Origin of the sequence: Pluralibacter gergoviae ATCC 33028 = NBRC 105706 (genome assembly GCF_001598855.1) — a bacterium.
GTDB lineage: Bacteria > Pseudomonadota > Gammaproteobacteria > Enterobacterales > Enterobacteriaceae > Pluralibacter > Pluralibacter gergoviae.
In genome coordinates, this window is the sequence record NZ_BCZS01000011.1 from 88,507 (window position 1) to 110,217 (window position 21,711).

21 protein-coding genes are annotated in these 21,711 nt (G+C 58.5%); 1 reads left to right on the top strand and 20 read right to left on the bottom strand.

From position 1 onward, the window contains the following. Positions 1-5 precede the first annotated feature (5 nt). The 14 genes from lipA to leuS form a co-directional block, all read right to left on the bottom strand. The gene (lipA, locus tag ENGE1_RS12930; protein ID WP_045288697.1) at positions 6-971 is read right to left on the bottom strand and encodes a lipoyl synthase; all 966 of its coding nucleotides are present in this window, start codon (positions 969-971) and stop codon (positions 6-8) included. Positions 972-1,158: 187 nt separating this feature from the next. Next, complete coding sequence (locus ENGE1_RS12935; protein WP_048253018.1) at positions 1,159-2,124, bottom strand: YbeF family transcriptional regulator; 966 nt, start codon at positions 2,122-2,124, stop codon at positions 1,159-1,161. A 271-nt stretch (positions 2,125-2,395) separates the two neighbouring features. Next, on the bottom strand, positions 2,396-3,037 hold the full coding sequence (lipB, locus tag ENGE1_RS12940; RefSeq protein ID WP_043085261.1) for a lipoyl(octanoyl) transferase LipB: 642 nt from the start codon (positions 3,035-3,037) through the stop codon (positions 2,396-2,398). A gap of 94 nt (positions 3,038-3,131) precedes the next feature. Further along, entirely contained in the window at positions 3,132-3,395 is a 264-nt protein-coding gene (ybeD, locus tag ENGE1_RS12945) for a DUF493 family protein YbeD (protein ID WP_043085260.1), read from the bottom strand. A 106-nt stretch (positions 3,396-3,501) separates the two neighbouring features. After that, positions 3,502-4,704 carry a D-alanyl-D-alanine carboxypeptidase DacA gene (gene dacA, locus ENGE1_RS12950; protein ID WP_043086713.1) on the bottom strand — a complete coding sequence of 401 codons (1,203 nt, stop codon included), beginning with the start codon at positions 4,702-4,704 and terminating at the stop codon, positions 3,502-3,504. Positions 4,705-4,840: 136 nt separating this feature from the next. Beyond that, positions 4,841-5,959: an endolytic peptidoglycan transglycosylase RlpA gene (gene rlpA / locus ENGE1_RS12955; RefSeq protein WP_043085257.1), complete on the bottom strand. Its 1,119-nt coding sequence runs from the start codon at positions 5,957-5,959 to the stop codon at positions 4,841-4,843. 10 nt (positions 5,960-5,969) lie between these two features. Beyond that, complete coding sequence (gene mrdB, locus ENGE1_RS12960; protein ID WP_043085256.1) at positions 5,970-7,082, bottom strand: peptidoglycan glycosyltransferase MrdB; 1,113 nt, start codon at positions 7,080-7,082, stop codon at positions 5,970-5,972. A 2-nt stretch (positions 7,083-7,084) separates the two neighbouring features. Next, positions 7,085-8,986, bottom strand: a complete 1,902-nt coding sequence (gene mrdA / locus ENGE1_RS12965; protein WP_043085254.1) for a peptidoglycan DD-transpeptidase MrdA — start codon at positions 8,984-8,986, stop codon at positions 7,085-7,087. Between the two features lie 30 nt (positions 8,987-9,016). Next, positions 9,017-9,484 carry a 23S rRNA (pseudouridine(1915)-N(3))-methyltransferase RlmH gene (gene rlmH / locus ENGE1_RS12970; protein ID WP_043085253.1) on the bottom strand — a complete coding sequence of 156 codons (468 nt, stop codon included), beginning with the start codon at positions 9,482-9,484 and terminating at the stop codon, positions 9,017-9,019. Positions 9,485-9,487: 3 nt separating this feature from the next. Then, on the bottom strand, positions 9,488-9,805 hold the full coding sequence (gene rsfS / locus ENGE1_RS12975; RefSeq protein ID WP_043085252.1) for a ribosome silencing factor: 318 nt from the start codon (positions 9,803-9,805) through the stop codon (positions 9,488-9,490). A 210-nt stretch (positions 9,806-10,015) separates the two neighbouring features. Continuing rightward, positions 10,016-10,669, bottom strand: coding sequence for a nicotinate-nucleotide adenylyltransferase (gene nadD, locus ENGE1_RS12980; RefSeq protein WP_048253019.1), 654 nt, complete (start codon positions 10,667-10,669; stop codon positions 10,016-10,018). 1 nt (position 10,670) lies between these two features. Next, positions 10,671-11,702, bottom strand: a complete 1,032-nt coding sequence (gene holA, locus ENGE1_RS12985) for a DNA polymerase III subunit delta (RefSeq protein WP_043085249.1) — start codon at positions 11,700-11,702, stop codon at positions 10,671-10,673. Continuing rightward, complete coding sequence (gene lptE / locus ENGE1_RS12990) at positions 11,702-12,289, bottom strand: LPS assembly lipoprotein LptE (protein WP_043085248.1); 588 nt, start codon at positions 12,287-12,289, stop codon at positions 11,702-11,704. The genes holA and lptE overlap by 1 nt, the downstream gene beginning before the upstream one ends. Positions 12,290-12,303: 14 nt before the next feature. Beyond that, the gene (gene leuS, locus ENGE1_RS12995) at positions 12,304-14,886 is read right to left on the bottom strand and encodes a leucine--tRNA ligase (protein WP_146144437.1); all 2,583 of its coding nucleotides are present in this window, start codon (positions 14,884-14,886) and stop codon (positions 12,304-12,306) included. Positions 14,887-15,101: 215 nt separating this feature from the next. Here leuS and ENGE1_RS13000 point away from each other — a divergent pair, with 215 nt between their 5' ends. Then, a complete protein-coding gene (locus ENGE1_RS13000; protein WP_043085246.1) occupies positions 15,102-15,584 on the top strand; it encodes a zinc ribbon-containing protein in 483 nt (160 codons plus the stop codon). Positions 15,585-15,686: 102 nt separating this feature from the next. Here ENGE1_RS13000 and ENGE1_RS13005 read toward each other — a convergent pair whose 3' ends face one another. The 6 genes from ENGE1_RS13005 to corC form a co-directional block, all read right to left on the bottom strand. Next, entirely contained in the window at positions 15,687-16,412 is a 726-nt protein-coding gene (locus tag ENGE1_RS13005; protein WP_043085245.1) for an amino acid ABC transporter ATP-binding protein, read from the bottom strand. Next, positions 16,412-17,086 (bottom strand): glutamate/aspartate ABC transporter permease GltK, encoded by a 675-nt coding sequence (gene gltK / locus ENGE1_RS13010; RefSeq protein WP_048253021.1) that lies wholly within the window; start codon positions 17,084-17,086, stop codon positions 16,412-16,414. Before gltK ends, ENGE1_RS13005 begins: the two co-directional genes overlap by 1 nt. Continuing rightward, positions 17,086-17,826 (bottom strand): amino acid ABC transporter permease, encoded by a 741-nt coding sequence (locus tag ENGE1_RS13015; RefSeq protein ID WP_043085243.1) that lies wholly within the window; start codon positions 17,824-17,826, stop codon positions 17,086-17,088. Before ENGE1_RS13015 ends, gltK begins: the two co-directional genes overlap by 1 nt. A gap of 155 nt (positions 17,827-17,981) precedes the next feature. Beyond that, positions 17,982-18,887: an amino acid ABC transporter substrate-binding protein gene (locus ENGE1_RS13020; protein WP_043085242.1), complete on the bottom strand. Its 906-nt coding sequence runs from the start codon at positions 18,885-18,887 to the stop codon at positions 17,982-17,984. Positions 18,888-19,227: 340 nt separating this feature from the next. After that, positions 19,228-20,766: an apolipoprotein N-acyltransferase gene (gene lnt, locus ENGE1_RS13025; protein WP_048253022.1), complete on the bottom strand. Its 1,539-nt coding sequence runs from the start codon at positions 20,764-20,766 to the stop codon at positions 19,228-19,230. Between the two features lie 28 nt (positions 20,767-20,794). Continuing rightward, positions 20,795-21,673 carry a CNNM family magnesium/cobalt transport protein CorC gene (gene corC / locus ENGE1_RS13030; RefSeq protein ID WP_043085240.1) on the bottom strand — a complete coding sequence of 293 codons (879 nt, stop codon included), beginning with the start codon at positions 21,671-21,673 and terminating at the stop codon, positions 20,795-20,797. Between the last annotated feature and the right edge of the window lie 38 nt (positions 21,674-21,711).

Consider the following 21,711-nt stretch of genomic DNA (forward strand, 5'->3'; position numbering starts at 1 on the left):
CGGAATTACTTCACTTCCATCCCTTTCGCCTGCAGGTCGGCGTGATAAGAGGAGCGCACGAACGGGCCGCAGGCCGCGTGGGTGAAGCCCATCGCCAGCGCCTCGGCTTTCATCTCTTCGAACTCGTCCGGGCTGACGTAGCGCTGCACCGGCAGGTGGTGGCGGCTCGGCTGCAGATACTGGCCAAGCGTCAGCATGGTCACCCCGTGGCGGCGAAGGTCGCGCATCACCTCGATGATTTCGGCGTTGGTTTCCCCCAGGCCGACCATCAGACCTGATTTGGTGGGAAGCTCCGGGTGCGCTTCTTTAAAGCGCTCGAGCAGCTTCAGAGACCAGTTATAGTCGGCGCCCGGGCGCACCTGGCGGTAGAGGCGCGGCACGTTTTCCAGGTTGTGGTTAAACACGTCCGGCGGGGTCTCTTTCAGAATATCGAGGGCGCGATCCATGCGGCCGCGGAAGTCCGGGACCAGCGTCTCTATCTTGATGCCCGGACTCTTTTCGCGAATGGCGCTGATGCAGTCGGCAAAGTGCCGGGCGCCGCCGTCGCGCAGGTCATCGCGGTCTACGGAGGTGATAACCACGTAGCGCAGGACCATATCGGCAATGGTCTGGGCCAGCTTCTGCGGCTCGTTAGCATCCGGCGTGATCGGACGACCGTGGGCCACGTCGCAGAACGGGCAGCGCCGGGTGCAGATAGCGCCGAGGATCATAAAGGTGGCGGTGCCGTGGTTGAAGCACTCTGCGAGGTTAGGGCAGGAGGCCTCTTCGCAGACGGAGTGAAGGCCGTTCTTACGCATTGCTGCTTTGATGCCCTGAATGCGGGAGGAGTCGGCGGGAAGTTTAATCTTCATCCACTCCGGTTTTCTCAGCAGCGCCTCGCGCTCGGTAGCCACGTTTTTAACCGGGATAAGGGCCATTTTGTCGGCATCGCGGTACTTAACGCCGCGTTCCATAACAATGGGTTTACTCATAGCTTGCGTGTTCCAGTTGCGAGTAACGAAGGAAAGCGTTCAATTCAAGGTAATGTTGTATTTATCAACTATTTTTGAATCAGGATGCCGGAAAGTATACCACTAATTGCGCCCGGAGCGCACTCCGCCGCCCCGTCAATTTGTAAATCATATGTTGCGTTATGTGCTCACCAGAGTTTACATCTGGCTATTTCGCTGCCCCAAAAGCCTGACTGATAGTCTCAATGACGTTGCCGAGCGTGGGGTCGAGCAGGCTGTGGCTGTTATAGTAGAGGGAGATGTCCATCGGCTCCTCTTCAATCAGCGGCACGTCGAGGCGCCGGATAGGCCAGCAGCGGGAGAGCAGGTTGTAGCAACTCTCCGGCATGATCCCCAGCAGATCGCTGCTGCTGATAAGCGCGGTAATGGTTACGAGGTTATAGCTGCTGACGCTTATCTGCTGCTCGGCAAGGATGGCCTGGATACGGTTGCGGAACTCGGTATGGGCCGCGCCCTCAACCATCAGTAGCGTATAGCGGTAGTGGTCTAGCATATCGAGGCTAAACGGTATCTGCAGGGCCGGATGGCCGTTACGGGCGACCAGCACCAGCCTGTCGCGATAAAGGACCTGATAATTCAGGGCGCGCGGCGTGTAGCTGTGGCTGTCAATAATCAGGTCGGTCTGAAACTGGCTGAGCTGGCTGTCGACGTCGGTAACCGGAATATTGCGCAGCAGCAGATGCGGAAATTTCTCTTTTATTATCGGATATATGGTTGGCATTACCACTGCCCCCACCGTTGGTGACGTGCCGATAGTAATGGTGCGCTGCTTATCGTAAATTCCGGTTAAGTCGAGCGCGCCGAGAATAGATTCGAGCCCCTGGCTGATGTATTCATGAAGATGCGTGGCATAACTTGTCGGCACCACGCCCTGGCCCCGACGGATAAACAACGGGTCGGGAAATACGGTTCTGAGTTTCTTAATTGACTGGCTAATTGCAGACGGCGTGAGATTCAGAATACGTGCGGCGTTAACAATACCTTTGTGGATGTAAACTGCTTCAAAAATGGTCAACAGATTGAGGTCGATGGCGCGTAGGGTATGGAAAATTTGCGGTGAATCCTTTTCGCTATGAGGACTTATTAGATGTGCTGATTGGTAGTCATATTCCACAATGGAACTCCGTGTTCATTCATAACAGGAATGAGGATTAGGTATTTTTCTCAGAGAAATTTCGCGGAAAAAAGATTTTCGCTATTAAATATCAATGGGTAGGACCACTGAGTGCTGTGCTGAATTTATATTTAATACCTCGTTAGAGGTATTAAGACCTATTCTGCTAACTGTCCGAGAAGAAGAAAATATAGAAATACAGAGTTAATGTAAAGGATAACCCGATAAAAATTGAGGTAACCCGACATCGGCCGGGTTAAAACAAAATATATTAAGCGTTGATATATATATTCGGTGGGTTGTTTAGCAAAGCTAAAAATGCGGAGACTAATACCGGTGAAACCGTCTCTGTTTTAACGCCGGCAACCAGCGCACGCATCTGGGTCATCTCCATGCCGGCGTAACCGCAGGGATTAATGCGCAGAAAAGGCGTCAGATCCATGTCGATATTCAGCGCCAGTCCGTGGAAGGAACAGCCTTTGCGAATGCGCAGGCCCAGCGAACAGATTTTTTTCTCGCCGACGTAGACGCCTGGGGCATCAGCCCGCGGATGGGCATCGATGCCGTACTCACCCAGCGTATCGACCACGGTCTGTTCCAGCAGGGTGACCAGTTCGCGCACGCCGAGCCTGCGGCGCTTGAGATTGAGCAGTACGTACATAACCTGCTGTCCGGGTCCGTGGTAGGTCACCTGGCCACCGCGATCGCTCTGCACAACCGGAATATCGCCCGGCATCAGCAGATGTTCGGCCTTTCCGGCCTGGCCCTGGGTAAATACCGGCGGATGCTCGACGAGCCAGAGTTCGTCCGGAGTATTTTCATCGCGTTGGTCGGTAAATTCGTGCATTGCCTGCGAGACGGGTTCGTAGGGCTGAACGCCGAGCTGGCGCACAATAATGGTGTTGAGATCCAAAACAGCATCTCCGCTGGAGGGTGAAACGGGTGTGCGGGATTATATCACAGGGAGTTAACATGTTGCCCGGCGGGGAGCCGGGCAGGAAAGAATATTACAGAACCATCCGCACAATTTCGATATTGCCGAGCTCTTCGTAGAGGGTCTCTACCTGCTCGACGTGGGTGGCGGTGATGGTAATGGATACCGAGTGGTAATTCCCTTTACTGCTCGGCTTCACCTGCGGAGAGTAGTCGCCGGGCGCATGGCGCTGCACCACTTCCACCACCTGGTCAACCAGCTCAGGTTTCGCCAGACCCATCACCTTGTAGGTAAACGGGGTAGGGAATTCAAGCAGTTCGTTAAGTTTGGTTTTCATGTCAGCTCCGGGTGTGTAAAAGAACTGCTCCCGCGCGTGGCGCGGGAGCAGAAGTAGTCATGCTTAGTATATGGGGATGAAGATCACACTTTCAAGTGGTTAAATTTTAACCAAACCAGTGGTGGAACATTAACTTAATGTAATCAATGATTTTGCCAAAGAAGTTTCCTTCCGGGATCTCCTGCAGCACCACCAGCGGGCGCTGTTCGATGGTTTTACCATCAAGCTGGAAGTTGATGGTGCCGACCACCTGATTTTTCTGCAGCGGGGCGTGCAGCTCAGGGTTGTTCAGCACGTAGCTGGCCTTCAGGTCCTTCATACGCCCGCGCGGGATAGTGAGATAAACATCTTTATCGACGCCCAGCGATGCGCGGTCGTTGTCGCCAAACCAGGCCGGCTCGGAGGCGAACTCTTTCCCGGCTTTCAGCGGACTGACGGTTTCAAAGAAGCGGAAGCCCCAGGTCAGCAGCTTTTTACTTTCGGTTTCGCGTCCCTTAAAGGTGCGCCCGCCCATCACGGCGGAGACCAGGCGCATCTGCCCTTCGGTCGCAGAAGCGACCAGGTTATAGCCCGCTTTATCGGTATGTCCGGTCTTGATGCCGTCAACGTTCAGGCTGTTGTCCCACAGCAGGCCGTTGCGGTTCATCTGACGGATGCCGTTAAAGGTGAACTCTTTCTCTTTATAGATGACGTACTCGTTCGGCACGTCGCGGATCAGCGCCTGGCCAATCAGCGCCATATCGCGGGCCGAGCTGTACTGACCATCGGCATCGAGGCCGTGCACGGTCTGGAAGTGGGTGTTCTTCAGGCCCAGCGCGTTGACGTAGTTGTTCATCAGGCCAACAAAGGCGTCCTGGCTACCGGCCACGTAATCGGCCATCGCCACGCAGGCGTCGTTACCGGACTGCAGGTTAATGCCGCGGATCAGCTGCGACACCGGCACCTGCATACCCGGCTTGAGGAACATCAGCGACGAGCCTTTAAACACCGGGTTGCCGGTGGCCCAGGCATCGTTGCCGATGGTGACCAGGTCGGACTCTTTAAATTTACCGGCCTTCATCGCCTGGCCGATAACGTAGCTGGTCATCATTTTAGTCAGGCTGGCGGGATCGCGGCGGGCGTCGGCGTTCTGCTCCGCCAGCACTTTGCCCGAGTTGTAGTCGATGAGGATGTAGGACTCCGCATCAATCTGCGGTACGCCCGGGATCATGGTTTTGATGTTCAGGTCATCGGCGCGAACCGCTGCCGGAGAGAGCGCCGCGACGGAGAGCGCGGTGATAAGTATACGTGCAGAGAAAGAGGTCTTCATGGTCAGAACAACGACATCCGTGATGGAGTTAAAATAGTGCCCAACTATAGCAAATGCGTTCTGGCGCGGCATCCGGGAAAGCATATGTGAATGTTAACGCTTTTTACACATACGCATAACCCGGTGCCGCCGGCCGCTAGTTGGCGTGAGTAATAAAAGACTGGAGCTGGGCTTCACTCTGCAGGCGCTGCTGCAGGCCGCTGGCTTCGCCTTTGCTGTTAAAGGGACCCAGCTGAATGCGCCACACCGCGCCGTTTTGCATTACGCGGCCCGGCACGGAAAACTGCTGGCTCAGCTTTTTCTGGAACTGTTGCGCGCGGCCCTGGTCGCTGACGGCGCCAACCTGCACCACGTAGCTGCCGCTGGCGGCTGCCGGGGCGGAGACAGGGGCGGCCGCTGCCGGCGCGGCGCTGCCCTGAACGGAACCGGGCGCGGTAACCGGCGACGAGGCCGTACCCTGCGGCGCGGCGGGCTCGCTGCTTTCGAGCACGCCGGCGCTGAGCGGCGCCGGTGCTCCGAGGAAGCCACCTTCGTGACCGGTTTCAGCGGTGCCGTTTTCCGGCTTGAGCGTATCGTTGCTGATTGGCCGGACGTTGTTCTGGTCGGCGACCGGTACGGGCTCCGGCGCGGAGGAGGCGCTGCCCATGCCGCCGCTCAGATCCGGGCGAGCGGGCAGGGCATAGGTCTGCTTAGCGATAGTGGTGCAGGCCGTGCCCGGACCCGAGAGCGTACCGTCCGGCGCGACGATAATCGGATCGATGCGCACTTTGGTGTTGTTAGAGGTATTCAGCCTGTCGGCAGAGGCGCGGGAGAGCGAAATCACCCGATCGTTGCCGTAAGGGCCGCGATCGTTAATGCGCACCACGATCATCCGCCCGTTGGCGAGGTTGGTGATGCGCGCATAGCTTGGGATCGGCAGCGTCGGATGCGCCGCCGTCAGCTGCGTCGGATCGAAGGCTTCGCCCGAGGCGGTCAGGTTGCTGCCCGGCTCGGCATCATAGATAGCCGCCAGTCCGGCCTGGCTGAAGTTGGCCGGGTTCTGCACGATTTTGTAGTTTTTACCGTCGCGCTGATAATCCTGATTCGCCGACGGATTCAGGGTTTCATACTGCGGATCTGCGCCGCTGATTTCAACGACCGGCCCGCTACAGACCGCGGGCTGAGGTGCGCTAACGGTCTGCTGCTGACCATCATCGTTCGAACAGGCCGTCAGTAATCCTGCTGCAATACAGGTCCCAATCCAAAGCTTGCGCATTGCGCACCCCTTATACGCTTTTCGACAACATTTTCCTGTGGGTATGAATCGACATCACGATCCCAAACCCGGCCATCAGCACGATGAGGGCAGAGCCTCCGTAGCTGACCAGCGGCAGCGGAACGCCAACCACCGGCAGTATGCCACTCACCATACCAATATTCACGAAGACATAAACGAATAAAATCAACATTAAGCCGCCGGCCATCACCCGACCAAAGGTAGTTTGCGCCTGGGCGGCGATCACCAGCCCGCGCATAATCAGCAGCACGTAGAGCGCGAGCAGGATCAGAATGCCGATAAGGCCCAGCTCTTCGGCCAGCACCGCGAAGATAAAGTCGGTGTGGCGCTCGGGCAGAAACTCCAGCTGCGACTGGGTGCCGTGCAGCCACCCCTTGCCGCGCAGGCCGCCGGAGCCGATAGCGATTTTCGACTGAATAATATGATAGCCCGCGCCGAGCGGATCGGTTTCCGGATCGAGCAGCATCATCACCCGCTGGCGCTGATAGTCGTGCATCAGGAAGAACCAGAGGATCGGGATAAATGCCGCCACCAGCACCACCGCCACGCCGATAAGGCGCCAGCTCAGCCCGGCGAGGAACAGCACAAACAGGCCGGAGAGGGCAATGAGAATCGAGGTGCCGAGGTCCGGCTGCGCCGCCACCAGCAGGGTCGGCAGGAAGATAAGCACCAGCGCGATGGCGGTATTTTTAAGCGTCGGCGGACAGACGTCGCGGTTGATAAAGCGCGCCACCATCAGCGGCACGGCGATTTTGGCTATCTCCGAGGGCTGAAAGCGCACGATACCGAGGTCGAGCCAGCGCTGGGCGCCTTTCGAGATAGCCCCGAAGGCGTCCACCGCCACCAGCAGAATGATACAGAAGATATACAGCCACGGCGCCCAGCCTTCATACACCCGGGGCGGGATCTGCGCCATCACTACCATGATGACGAGACCCATGGCGATCTGGCCGATTTTGCGCTCCATCATCCCCATATCCTGGCCGCTGGCGCTCCAGATAACCAGCGCGCTGTAGGTCAGCAGCGCCAGCAGGATCAGCAGCATGGTGGGGTCGATATGGATTTTCTCCCACAGCGACTTTTTATTCGGATTGTCGGTCATGATTATTGGTCCTCCGCCGCTGCAGCGGCCGGGGCTTCTGCAGGTAGAACGGTATTGTTATCGCCGAGCATAATGTGGTCGAGGATCTGGCGCATGATCGTGCCGACCGCCGGACCGGCGCCGCCGTTTTCGAGGATCATCGCCACCGCCACTTTCGGGTTATCGTAAGGCGCGAAGGCGGTCATCAGCTTATGATCGCGCAGGCGCTCGGCAATTTTATGGGCGTTATAGGTTTCGTTGGCCTTCAGACCGAAGACCTGCGCAGTACCGGACTTGGCCGCCGCCCGGTAGGGTGCACCGGCGAAATACTTATGCGCCGTACCGTTCGGGCGGTTGGCCACGCCGTACATGCCGTCTTTGGCAATTTCCCAGAAGCCGGAGTGAATATCGCCGATGGGCAGTTCGGGCGGCTGCCGCCACGGAATGAGCTTGCCGTCTTCCCGGGTGCTGTACAGCAGATGCGGCACTTTGACCACGCCGTCGTTAATCAGGGTCATCAGCGCCTTGTTCATCTGAATCGGCGTGGCGGTCCAGTAGCCCTGGCCGATGCCCACCGGGATGGTGTCGCCCTGATACCAGGGCTTCTTAAAGCGCTTAAGTTTCCACTCGCGGGTTGGCATATTGCCGGAGCGCTCTTCGGAGAGATCGACGCCGGTATAGTGGCCATAGCCAAACTTGCCCATCCACTCCGAAAGGCGGTCAATACCCATGTCGTAGGCGACCTGGTAGAAGAAGGTATCCGCCGACTCCTCAAGCGCTTTAGTCACGTTCAAGCGGCCGTGCCCCCACTTTTTCCAGTCGCGGTAGCGCTTTTCAGAGCCGGGCAGCTGCCACCAGCCGGGATCGAACAGGCTGGTATTGCGGGTAATGACCCCGGCGCTGAGCGCCGAGACCGCCACGTAGGGCTTCACCGTCGAGGCGGGCGGGTAGACGCCCTGCGTCGCGCGGTTCACCAGCGGCGTATTGGGATCGTTGAGCAGCCCCGAGTAGTCCTTGCTGGAGATGCCGTCAACGAACAGGTTGGGATCGTAGCTCGGCATCGACACCAGGGCCAGAATACCGCCCGAACGCGGATCGGTGACCACCACCGCCGCGCGGCTGCCGGCCAGCAGCGTTTCGATATACTGCTGCAGCTGCAGATCGAGAGTCAGATAGATATCGTGCCCGGCCTGGGGCGGCACCTCTTTCAGCTGGCGAATGACCCGGCCGCGGTTGTTGACTTCAACCTCTTCATAGCCGGTCTGGCCGTGGAGGACATCTTCGTAATAGCGCTCAATGCCGAGCTTGCCGATATCGTGGGTAGCGGCATAGTTGGCGAGCTTATTCTCTTTATCGAGGCGCTCCACGTCTTTGTCGTTGATTTTCGACACGTAGCCAATGACGTGGGTCAGGGCGGAGCCGAACGGATAGTAGCGGCGCTTGTAGCCCTTCACTTCCACGCCGGGAAAGCGGTACTGATTCACGGAGAAGCGGGCAACCTGCACTTCGCTGAGGTTTATTTTCAGCGGAATAGAGGTAAAGCGGTGCGAACGGGCGCGCTCTTTTTTAAAGTTGGCAATATCGTCGTCGGTCAGGTCGACAACGCTGCGCAGATCGTTGAGCGTCTGCTGGAGGTTATCGACCTTCTCCGGCATCACTTCCAGCTGATAAATGGTGCGGTTAAGCGCCAGCGGCGTGCCGTTGCGGTCATAGATAATGCCGCGGCTGGGGGCAATCGGCACCAGCTTAATGCGGTTTTCGTTTGAACGCGTCTGATAGTCGGTAAAGCGCACAATCTGCAGATTATAGAGGTTGGCGATCAGCACGCCGGTGAGCACCAAAATCCCCAAAAAGGCGACCACCGCCCGGCGTACAAACAACGCGGACTCAGCACTATAGTCGCGAAAAGAATTCTGTAATTTCATCCGCTGCTTAATCTTCTGACCTGGTCATCATTACTCGCGATGGTATGGATGGTTGGTGGTGATGCTCCACGCCCGGTAGAGGCTCTCTGCCACCAGCACCCGCACCAGCGGATGGGGCAGCGTCAGCGCGGAGAGGGACCAGCTCTGCTCGGCGGCGGCTTTACAGGCGGGGGAGAGTCCCTCGGGACCGCCCACAAGCAGGCTCACGTCGCGGCCATCCTGCTTCCAGCGCTCCAGCTCGACCGCCAGCTGCGGCGTGTCCCAGGGTTTGCCCGGAATATCGAGGGTCACGATGCGGTTTTTGCCGGCAGCGGCCAGCATCAGCTCGCCCTCTTTGTCGAGGATGCGCTTAATATCGGCGTTTTTACCGCGCTTGCCGGCGGGAATTTCCACCAGCTCAAACGGCATATCCTTCGGAAAGCGGCGCAAATATTCGCTAAAGCCGGTCTGTACCCAGTCCGGCATTTTGGTGCCTACGGCGACGAGCTGCAGCTTCACCCGTTAACCCCAGAGTTTTTCCAGCTCATACAGGCGACGGCTCTCTTCCTGCATGACGTGGACAATGACATCGCCTAAATCGACAACGATCCAGTCGGCGACGCTTTCGCCTTCAACGCCGAGCGGCAGCATACCCGCCGCGCGGGACTCCTGAACCACGTGGTCGGCAATGGACATCACGTGGCGCGTGGAGGTACCGGTACAGATAACCATGCAGTCGGTGATGCTGGATTTACCCTGAACATCGATGGTGACGATGTCCTGGCCTTTAAGGTCGTCGATTTTGTCGATCACAAAATCCTGGAGTGCTTTACCCTGCAAGTGTTCCCCCTGGTCAGGTGAAGATAAACAATAGAAAGAGCCCGTCAGTATACCTGATTGAGCAAAGAATTCGGGACAAATGTCCGGCAGTTGGCGCCAGGCGGGGTATCATCCCATCACAGGCCGCTGATTGCATCGCCATTTTTGTAAAACAATTTCTGTAAATCAGCGTCGCGCCAGGCGCGGAGAATATCAGCCTATCCGGGCCTGTCAATGCCCGGCGTGACGATAGAGGCCCTGCTGCTCAATGTAGGTCAGCACGCTCTCCGGCAGCATCCCGCTGCAGGACTCTCCCCGCTCAAGATGCTCGCGAATGAGCGTGGCGGAAATATTGAACCACGGCGTCTCCGCCAGGTAGATTTTCCCCGCCGGGGTACGGTGCAGATCTTCTGCGCTATGGGTCAGGTGGCGGTCAAGCCAGGCCTGATGCGCATCCTCTTTCATCGTCAGCGTATAGCCGGGGCGGCGGCATACCAGCAGATGGGCATTGTCGAGAATGCTTTCGTAATCGTGCCACGAAGGAAAGTTCAGCAGCGAGTCCTGGCCGATAATAAAGGCCAGCGGCTGCTCCGGGCCCTGCTCGGCGCGCCAGGCCTTGAGCGTCTCGGAAGTGTAGGAGGGCGTTTCGCGCTTAAGTTCGCGCTCATCAAGGGAAAACAGCGGCTTATCGGCGATCGCCAGCTCAAGCATGTGCTTGCGCTGGTCGCTGGTCGCCTCCGGCTGCGGGCGGTGCGGCGGAACGTTGTTCGGCATCACGATCACCCGCGAGAGGCCAATCAGGTTGGCGAGGATCTCTACGGGCTTGAGGTGGCCATAGTGCACTGGATCGAACGTACCGCCATACATGGCCTTAAGAACGGTCATATTATCCTTCGAAAAAAATATCGGGCAACGTCTTGTGGCACAGCAGCAGAGAGAGACTCTCAAGCTCTGCCCAGACGGACTGACCGTAATCCTGCTTGAGGGTCAGCTCGGTCTGCGTCAGCAGGGAAACCGCGTGCCGCAGCTGTTCCTGGCTTAAGCGGTTAAGGGCTTCGGTAAATAGCGGGCGGCGGTTTTGCCACACCCGGTGCTTATCAAACAGCGCCCGCAGGGGCGTGCTGACCGACTGACGCTTCATATTGACCAGCAGCAGCAGCTCGCGCTGCAGGGTGCGCAGCAGGATAACCGGCTCGCTGCCCTCCTGGCGCAGCTGCTGCAGAATGTGCAGCGCGCGTTTGCTCTTGCCGGCCAGCAGCGCGTCCAGCCAGTGGAACGGCGTGAAGTGGGCGGCGTCATTAACCGCCTGCTCTACCCGGGGCAGCGTCAGCTTGCCGTCCGGCCACAGCAGCGAAAGCCGCTCCAGAGCCTGGGCCAGCGCCAGCAGATTGCCTTCATAGCAGTAGCAGAGTAGCTGGCTTGCGGCATCGTCGAGCTGCAGCTTGTGCTGCTTCGCCCTTGCCGCCAGCCAGCGCGGCAGCTGGGCCTGCTCCGGCGTCTGGCAGGAGACCAGCACCGCGCGGTTGGCCAGCGCCTTGATCCAGGCCGCGTTCTCCTGCGCTTTGGTGAGCTTGTTGCCGCGGACGATCAGCAGCAGATCGTCGTGCAGCAGAGCGACGAGCGCGGCCAGCTGTTCATTAATGGCGGCATTGGGGCCGTTGTCCGGCAGCAGCAGCATCAGGGTCTGGCGGCTGGAAAACAGGCTGCGCTCCTGGCTCATGGCGAGCAGGGCATTCCAGTCGGTGCTGGCGTCAATAGCAACGGTGTGGTGCTCCTCAAAGCCCTGCGCGTTCGCGGCGTGGCGAACGGCATCCTGACTTTCCTGAAGCAGAAGCGGATCGTTACCCAACAGCAGATACGCCGCGCGCAGCCCTTCAGAGAGCTGCGCGCGGAGTTGTTCAGGGTACAGCCGAATCATCACTCGCCCGTAATGGTGGGAACGCGTGCTTTCGCCGGCGCCGCAGGCGAGATATCAGAGGTATTTCCGCTCTCGCGGGCCTCTTCAGCATCGGCAACCTTGACGCTCGGCAGCTGGCGGATCAGCTGTTCGGCGGCGCGATCGTACATCTCTTTGATGATCATGTCTTTTTCCGCATCCTTCGCCAGCGCTTTCTGCGGGTTGTCGAAGTAGGAGCGGTAGACCTTGGTCTTCAGCGGATAGATATCGTGACCCGGGATCAGCACGCTGGCGGTGACGGTCATCACCATCTGGTACTCCGCCGTATCGCCGTTCTGGAAGATAGAGGCGGTGTCTTCATTGATGGAGGCGCCGCCCATGCGCAGAGACGGAATGTCTTTACGTACCGAACTGCCTTCGACGATTTCGACGTTGCTCAGGCGCAGCTGGTTGCGCACCGCGCGGCTCAGCGGCCCGTTGGGGTCACCGGAAACAAAGATCAGTTTTCGCATGTTGTCGGGCACCTGAGTGGTACTGCGCAGGTGCCAGCCGCAACCGGCGGTAACGAGTACCGCCACAGATAACAAGAGTGATGTCAGAATGCGCACGTTTCCTCCCGCGCTTAGCCTACGACCAGATTGAGCAGTTTGCCCGGAACGTAAATGACTTTACGCACGGTCACGCCATCCAGATATTTCGCAACCAGATGCTCCTGGCCTGCGCGTTCACGTACCTGATCTTCTGTTGCATCCACCGGTACGGTGATTTTACCACGTACTTTACCGTTAACCTGCACGACCACGAGAGTGCTGTTTTCCACCATCGCTTTATCGTCGGCAACCGGCCACGGCGCGCAGTCGATATCGCCTTCGCCGCCCAGCTCCTGCCACAGGGTGAAGCTGGCGTGCGGGGTGAACGGATTGAGCATGCGAACCACTGCCAGCAGCGCTTCCTGCATCAGGGCGCGATCCTGCTCGCCCTCAAGCGGGGCTTTCGCCAGCTTGTTCATCAGCTCCATGATTGCCGCAATTGCGGTGTTGAAAGTCTGACGACGACCGATATCATCGCTGACTTTGGCAATCGTTTTGTGAACGTCGCGGCGTAGGGCCTGTTGATCTTCGCTGAGGGCATCAACGTCGAGGGCGGCAACCGGGCCTTTGGCAACGTGCTCGTAAACCAGTTTCCAGACGCGCTTAAGGAAGCGGTTAGCGCCTTCCACGCCCGATTCCTGCCACTCCAGCGTCATATCGGCCGGGGAGGCGAACATCATAAACAGGCGCACGGTATCGGCGCCGTAGCGCTCCACCATCTCCTGCGGGTCGATGCCGTTATTCTTCGACTTCGACATTTTGCTCATGCCAGTGTAGACCAGCTCATGGCCCGCGGCGTCCTTCGCCTTCACGATGCGGCCCTTGTCGTCGCGCTCAACGATGGCCTCTTTCGGGGAGACCCAGTTGCGCTCGCCGTTCTGACCGACGTAGTAGAAGGCGTCTGCCAGCACCATGCCCTGGCACAGCAGCTGTTTTGCCGGCTCGTCGGAGTTGACCATGCCCGCGTCGCGCATCAGCTTGTGGAAGAAGCGGAAATAGAGCAGGTGCATAATGGCGTGTTCAATGCCGCCGATATAGATATCGACCGGCAGCCAGTAGTTGGCCGCTTTTTCGTCCAGCATGCCTTTATCGTACTGCGGGCAAGTGTAGCGCGCGTAGTACCAGGAGGACTCCATAAAGGTGTCGAAAGTATCGGTTTCGCGCAGCGCCGGCTGGCCGTTAACGGTGGTTTTCGCCCACTCGGGATCGGCTTTAATCGGGCTGGTGATGCCGTCCATTACCACGTCTTCCGGCAGGATAACCGGCAGCTGGTCGGCAGGCGTCGGCATGACGGTGCCGTCTTCGAGGGTGACCATCGGAATTGGTGCCCCCCAGTAGCGCTGGCGGGACACGCCCCAGTCGCGCAGGCGGTAGTTGACCTTACGCTCGCCCACGCCCATTTCAGCCAGACGATCGGCAATGGCGTTGAAGCCTGCGTCGAAGCTCAGGCCGCTGAACTCGCCGGAGTTAAACAGGGTGCCTTTTTCAGTCAACGCCTGTTCAGAGAGGTCCGGCTCGCTGCCGTCGGCATTGAGAATAACCGGCTTGATGGTCAGACCGTATTTGCGGGCGAACTCGTAGTCGCGCTGGTCGTGACCCGGAACGGCCATCACGGCGCCGGTGCCGTACTCCATCAGCACGAAGTTAGCTGCCCACACCGGGATTTCTTCGCCGGTGAGTGGGTGAACGGCCTTAAAGCCGGTGTCGATGCCTTTCTTCTCCATCGTTGCCATGTCGGCTTCGGCAACTTTGGTGTTGCGGCACTCGTCAATAAATGCTGCCAGTTCAGGATTATTCGCCGCAGCCTGCTGGGCCAGCGGGTGGCCCGCTGCGACCGCCAGGTAGGTGGCGCCCATAAAGGTGTCCGGGCGGGTGGTGTAGACCGTCAGCGTATCGGCGTATTTTTTGACGTCGAAAGTGATTTCCACGCCTTCAGAGCGGCCGATCCAGTTGCGCTGCATGGTCTTAACCGTGTCCGGCCAGTGGTCGAGCGTGTCAAGATCGTTGAGCAGTTCGTCGGCATAGGCGGTGATTTTAATAAACCACTGCGGGATCTCTTTGCGCTCAACCTTGGTATCGCAGCGCCAGCAGCAGCCGTCGATCACCTGCTCGTTGGCCAGTACGGTCTGGTCGTTCGGGCACCAGTTAACGGCAGAGGTCTTTTTATACACCAGGCCTTTTTTATACAGCTCGGTGAAGAACTGCTGCTCCCAGCGGTAGTATTCTGGGGTACAGGTCGCCAGCTCGCGGCTCCAGTCATAGCCGAAGCCCAGCATTTTGAGCTGGTTTTTCATGTAGGCGATGTTGTCGTAGGTCCACGGCGCAGGCGCGGTGTTGTTTTTTACCGCAGCACCCTCTGCCGGCAGGCCGAACGCATCCCAGCCGATCGGCTGCAGGACATTCTTGCCCAGCATGCGCTGGTAGCGCGCGATCACGTCACCGATGGTGTAGTTACGCACGTGGCCCATGTGTAGGCGGCCAGAAGGATAGGGTAGCATCGACAGGCAGTAATATTTTTCTTTGCTGTTGTCTTCGGTCACTTCAAATGTGCGCTTTTCGTCCCAGTGTTGCTGGACTTTCGATTCTATCTCTTCCGGGCGGTATTGCTCTTGCATGGCAGCCAGTGGTCCTGTTTTCAATACAGCTACATATGTAGCCAATGGATGTGATATTGCAGATCCGCATAGCATAGCCCAAACGTGCACGTCACAACAGCCTTTCGCGCACTGCGCGCGGGCGTTTATTTAACGACAGTGTGGACTCTCGGACAATTCCACGGGCGAATAAGGTCTATTATTAGAGGACGTTAACCGACCGGGAGAGGAAAACAATGAACAAGGTTGCTCAATACTACCGCGAGCTGGTGGCGTCATTGTCGGAGAAGCTGCAGGGCGGCGATCGCGACATTGACGCGCTGGTGGAGCGGGCGAGGGAAGACGCTAAGCAGACCGGCGAGTTGACGGACGCGGAGCGGGACCAGCTGTTTCGCGCGGTGCGCCGCGATCTGGAGGAGTTTGCCCTCAGCTATCAGGAGAGCCAGGATGAGCTGCAGGACAGCGTCTTTATGCGGGTGATTAAGGAGAGTATCTGGCAGCAGCTGGCGGACATTACTGATAAGACCCAGCTCGAGTGGCGCGAGGTGTTTCAGGACTTAAACCACCACGGCGTTTACCACAGCGGTGAGGTGGTCGGCCTGGGTAATCTGGTGTGCGAGAAGTGCCACTTTCACCTGGCGATGTACTCCCCGGAAGTGCTGCCGCTGTGCCCGAAGTGCGGCCACGATCAGTTTCAGAGGAGGGCGTTTGAGCCTTAAGTAAAAGCGCCTCTCCGTAGGAGAGGCTGGTGTTTGCGCCCTCTCCCCGTCGGAGAGGGCCGGGGGAGGGCATCAGGCGACTCGGCCTTGCCCCGCAATCCGTCAGTGCAAAATCTTCGCCAGAAAGTCCTTCGCCCGGTCCGACTGCGGATTATTAAAGAAGTCGTCCTTATTGGAATCCTCGACGATCTTGCCCTCATCCATAAAGATCACCCGGTTCGCCACCTTGCGGGCGAAACCCATTTCGTGGGTCACTACCATCATGGTCATGCCGGAGTTGGCCAGTTCAACCATCACGTCGAGCACTTCGTTGATCATTTCCGGATCCAGCGCCGAGGTGGGTTCGTCGAACAGCATCGCTACCGGATCCATGCACAGGGCGCGGGCAATGGCTACGCGCTGCTGCTGGCCGCCGGAGAGCTGGGCCGGGAACTTATTGGCGTGGGCGGAGAGCCCGACGCGCTCCAGCAGCTTTAGCCCTTTCTCGCGGGCGGCAGCCTTATCGCGCTTGAGCACTTTTACCTGCGCCAGGGTCAGGTTTTCCACGATGGAGAGATGCGGGAACAGCTCAAAGTGCTGGAACACCATCCCGACGTGAGAGCGCAGCTTCGCCAGATTGGTTTTTTTATCGTTGACCTTTGTGCCGTTGACGGTGATCTCGCCCTTTTGCACCGGCTCCAGGCCGTTAACGGTCTTAATCAGGGTCGATTTTCCGGAGCCGGAAGGGCCGCAGACCACCACCACTTCGCCTTTTTTCACTTCGGTGGAACAGTCGGTCAGCACCTGAAAGTGGCCATACCATTTAGAAATATTTTTCAGGGAAATCATTATACGGTCCTTCTCTTCAAGTAGCTGACCAGCAGGGATGCACTAAGGCTGATAACAAAATAGACGGCGCCGGCAAACAGGATCATTTCAACCTGGGTGCCGTCGCGCTCGCCGATGGTGGAAGCGGTGCGGAAGAAGTCCGCCAGGCTCAGGACGTACACCAGGGAGGTATCCTGGAACAGCACGATGCCCTGCGTGAGCAGCAGCGGCACCATGGCGCGGAAGGCCTGCGGCAGAATGATCAGCCGCATCGACTGGCCGTGGGTCATGCCCAGCGCTAGGGCGGCGTTACTCTGCCCGCGTGAGACGCTCTGGATCCCGGCGCGGATAATCTCCGAGTAGTAGGCCGCCTCAAACATCGAGAAGGCCACCATCGCCGACACCAGCCGGATATCGGCTTTCGGCGACAGGCCCAGCACGTTCTGCAGAAAGCCCGGTACGATCAGATAGAACCACAGCAGCACCATCACCAGCGGAATGGAGCGAAAGACGTTGACGTAGGCGGTGGCGAACCACGCCAGCGGTTTCAGCGGCGACAGGCGCATCACCGCCAGCAGGGTGCCCCAGACGATGCCGACGACGATCGCGGTGACGGTGATCTTCAGGGTGATCAGCAGCCCGTCCAGCAGGTAGGGCATTGAAGGAACGATGGAGCTCCAGTCAAAATCGTGCATTATTTGCCTCCCATATTGCCCGGCAGGCGAATTTTGCGTTCAACCAGGTTCATCGCCAGCATAATGATGGCGTTAATCAGCACGTAGGCCAGGGTGATAGCGGTAAAGGACTCCCACGCGTGGGCCGAGTAGTCCAGCAGCTTGCCCGCCTGGGCGGCCATGTCCACCAGCCCGATGGTGGAGGCGATGGCCGAGTTCTTCACCAGGTTCATCATCTCTGAGGTCATCGGCGGGACGATCACGCGGTAGGCGTTGGGCAGCAGCACGTAGCGGTAGGTCTGCGGCAGAGTCAGCCCCATCGCCAGCCCGGCGTTCTTCTGGCCGCGCGGCAGCGACTGGATCGCGGCGCGTACCTGCTCGCAGACGCGGGCGGCGGTAAACAGACCGAGGCAGAGCATCGAGGAGACGAAGAACTGAATGTTCGGATCCAGCTCCGCCTTGAACCACATGCCGATATTTTCCGGCAGCAGTTCGGGGACCACCAGATACCAGGTAAAGAACTGCACGATCAGCGGTACGTTGCGGAACAGCTCCACGTAGAGGGTGCCGATACCGGAAAGAAAGCGGTTCGGGACGGTACGCAGGATGCCAAACAGCGAGCCGACGAGGAAGGCGATGATCCAGGCCGTGACCGACAGGGCGACGGTGACCTGGAATCCGCTCCACAGCCAGCCGAGATAGGTGGTGTTGCCGAACGGGGCCTCCTGCAGGAAGATGCCCCAATTCCAGTCGATTGACATAAATAAACTCCGAAAAAAAGGGTAGCAGCGCTACCCTCGAAGACTGCTAAGGAAAACTTATTTTCGCGGCCGGTGGGGAACGGCCACCCGCCGTATAGTCTGTCCGTTTTTCCCCGCAGTCGGGAGGGCAGGAGTCCCGCCCATCGTTGTTTTAATTAGTTAAGCGCTTTATCGTTTGGCTCTTTGAACAGGGCTTTCATGTCGTCAGACAGCTCGAAGTTCATGTTCAGGTTCTTCGGCGGGATCGGATTCTTGAACCACTTGTCGAACCACTTCGCCGCTTCGCCGGAGGTCTGCGCCTTGGCAATGGTGTCGTCTATCAGCTTTTTGAACTGCGGGTCGTCTTTACGCAGCATGCAGCCGTAGGCCTCTTTTGACTGCGGCGTGCCGACGATTTCCCAGTTGCCCGGTTTCTTCGCTTTGGCGCGCTCGCCCGCCAGCAGGGCATCATCCATCATAAACGCCACCGCGCGGCCGCTCTCCAGGGTGCGGAAAGAGTCGCCGTGGTCTTTAGCGCTGATGATGCGCATATCCATTTTCTTCTCATCGTTGAGCTTGTGCAGCAGAACTTCAGAGGTGGTGCCGGAGGTCACGACCACCGCTTTGCCTTTCAGATCGGCGAAGTCCTTAATCGGGCCGCCTTTCTTCACCAGCAGGCGGGTGCCGACGACGAAGATAGTGTCAGAGAAGGCGGCCTGCTTCTGGCGCTCGAGGTTGTTGGTGGTGGATCCGCACTCGAAATCAAAGGTGCCGTTCTGCAGCAGCGGAATGCGGTTCTGGGAGGTAATGGGGATCAGCTTCACCTGCAGATCGGGTTTGTTGAGCTGCTTTTTCACGGCCTCAACGATGGCGTTGGAGTAGTCCTGAGAGTAGCCGACAACCTTCTGCTGATTATCATAGTAGGAGAACGGGACCGAGGATTCGCGGTGCCCGACCACGATCACGCCGTTTTTGGCGATTTTATCGAGGGTGCTGCCGGCAGCCGGCGCGTCTTCTGCGTGTACTGCGGCGGCGGACATTCCCATCACCAGCATTGCCGTGGCCAGTTTACGTAATTGCATTTCCAACTCCTCATGAATGGCGCCAGAGACGCCCTGATACCTGTTGTGTTGTTATTGCCTGCAACTTAAGCGTGCAGTGTTAAGCCTTTTTGTTAACATTTAGTCTGGCTTAATGTAAAGATTTTGCTGCGTTATTGTTTATTTTTGCGAAGCGCACCGCACCGTTTCAAGGCAAAAAAACCTGCTTGCACTGTTATGGTGCCAGGTCTGCGCCATGCTGGTGCGGGTTGGCCGCGTTCAGGCAAAAATCCGCAGTTCTCAGATTTAATAAAGCAATTGATGTGCCAGAAATGGCAAAAGGCAGGGGGATCCTCGGGCGGCGCTGCCGCCGCCCGGGGTTTTAGCGACGGCGCTGGCGCAGGCTCATCAGCACGGCGGTAAAGCCGAACAGCGCGGTGAGGATCCACAGCGTCCAGTTGCCGGTGCGGGCATAAGGCGTCAGGCCGCGGGTTGGCGTCACTTTGGCGGTCAGCACGTCGCGGGTAAACTGCGGCAGCATCGCCTGCACCTCGCCGCGCGGGTCGATTACCGCCGTAATGCCGTTATTGGTGCTGCGCAGCAGCGGGCGCGCCAGCTCCAGGGCGCGCATGCGCGCCATCTGGAAGTGCTGCCACGGGCCGATGGACTTGCCGAACCAGGCATCGTTGGAGATAGTCAGCAGATAGTCGGTGTCCGGGCGGAAGTTGTCCCGCACCTGCTCGCCGAGGATGATCTCGTAGCAGATGGCGGCGGTCAGCTTGAGATTATGCGCTGAGAGCTGCGGCTGCACGTATGGTCCGCGGCTAAACGACGACATCGGCAGATCGAAGAAGGGCGCCAGCGGGCGCAGGATCGACTCCAGCGGCACGAACTCGCCGAACGGCACCAGGTGGTTCTTGTTGTAGCGGTCAGTCGAGCTGTAGCTGTAGGGATTATCTTTGCCGAGGGTGATTATCGTATTGTAGGTATCATAACGATTCTGCGCGTTGAGGCGGGCATCGACGATACCGGTAATCAGCGAGCTATTGCTGGCCCGCAGCATCTCGTCAACGCGGCTCAGCAGGCGCTGCTGGTTGATCTCCAGATCGGGGATCGCCGACTCCGGCCAGATAATCAGCTGCGATTTGCCCATTACCCGCTCGGTGGCGTCGAGGTAAATCTGCAGGGTATTGATAAGCTCTTTTTCATCCCATTTCATCGACTGCGGAATATCGCCCTGCACCAGCGATACCGTGGTCGTACGCTCGGGCAGCGGCTGATACCACTGGATATAGCGCAGCGGGAAGGGCAGGGCGAACAGCACGACGGCGACCGCCAGCGGCTTCCAGCCGCGCTTTACCAGCGCCAGCGTCAGCAGGCCGCTGACCAGCATCAGCAGGAAATTGATGGTCTCCACGCCGGCAACCGGCGCCAGCCCCTTCAGCGGGCCGTCAATCTGGCTGTAGCCAAACTGCAGCCAAGGGAAGCCGGTCAGCACCCAGCCGCGCAGGAACTCGGTGATTTGCCACAGCGCGGGCGCGGCAATCGCCACCCGCAGCCAGTGGGTTTTCGGCCACAGGCGGGCGAGAATGCCGGCAAACAGCCCGGTGTAGAGCGACAGGTAGGCCGCCAGCAGCAGGACCAGAAACACGTTCACCGGCCCCGGCATGCCGCCAAACTGGGCGATGCTGACGTAAACCCAGTTGATGCCGGTACCGAACAGGCCCAGCCCCCAGAAGTAGCCTATCCAGGCGCTCTGCAGCGGGCGACGGTTGAGCGTCAGCCCCTGCAGGCCCATCAGCGAAATAATCGCCGCCGGCCAGATATCGTACGGCGAAAAGGCCAGCGTACCGCAGGCGCCGAAAAGCAGCGCCAGCAGCAGGCGCACACGCTGGCGTTCAATCAGGGAGGCAAAGGCCATCGACAACTTCCTGTTAAATAAGTCTGAATTACTCTTCCAGCTCAGGCTGAGGCGCGTCGTCCGGAAGTTTTACGTGAACCTGAATAATACGTCGGCTGTCGGCCATCGCAACTTTGAACTGGTAACCATCAATGTCGATCGCTTCACCGCGCGCGGGAAGGTGGCCAAAGGCCTGCATCACCAGCCCGCCGATAGTGTCCACCTCTTCATCGCTGAAGTGGGTGCCGAAGGTGTCGTTGAAGTCCTCGATGGGCGCGAGGGCGCGCACCGTCCAGGTATGGCGGCTGAGCTGGCGGAAGTCGATATCTTCCTCTTCGTCGTATTCGTCTTCGATCTCGCCGACGATAAGTTCGAGGATGTCTTCAATGGTGACAAGACCGGAAACGCCGCCAAATTCGTCAATCACAATCGCCATGTGGTAGCGCTGGGAGCGAAACTCCTTGAGCATGCGGTCTACGCGCTTGCTCTCCGGCACTACCACAGCAGGACGCAGTACTTTCTCTATGCTGAAGGCGTCGGCATCGCTGCGCATGAACGGCAGCAGATCTTTGGCCATCAGGATCCCTTCAATGTGATCCTTGTCTTCGCTGATCACTGGAAAACGCGAGTGGGCGCTCTCGATGATCACATCGAGGCACTCGTCGAGGGGCTGATTACGTTTGAGGGTGACCATCTGAGAGCGGGGGATCATGATATCGCGCACGCGCTGGTCGGCGATATCCATGACCCCTTCGAGCATGTCGCGCGTATCTTCGTCGATAAGCTCGTTCTGCCCGGAATCGCGGATCAGCTCCAGCAGTTCATCACGGTTTTTCGGTTCGCCGTGAAACAGCTGGCTGATGAGCAGGGAGAAGAATCCCTTCTTATGAGTTACGTTGTCGCTACTGTGTGAATTGTCGTCGCTCATGGCGTCGTGTGGGGTCTCGTGTTAGTGAAATGTCGCCG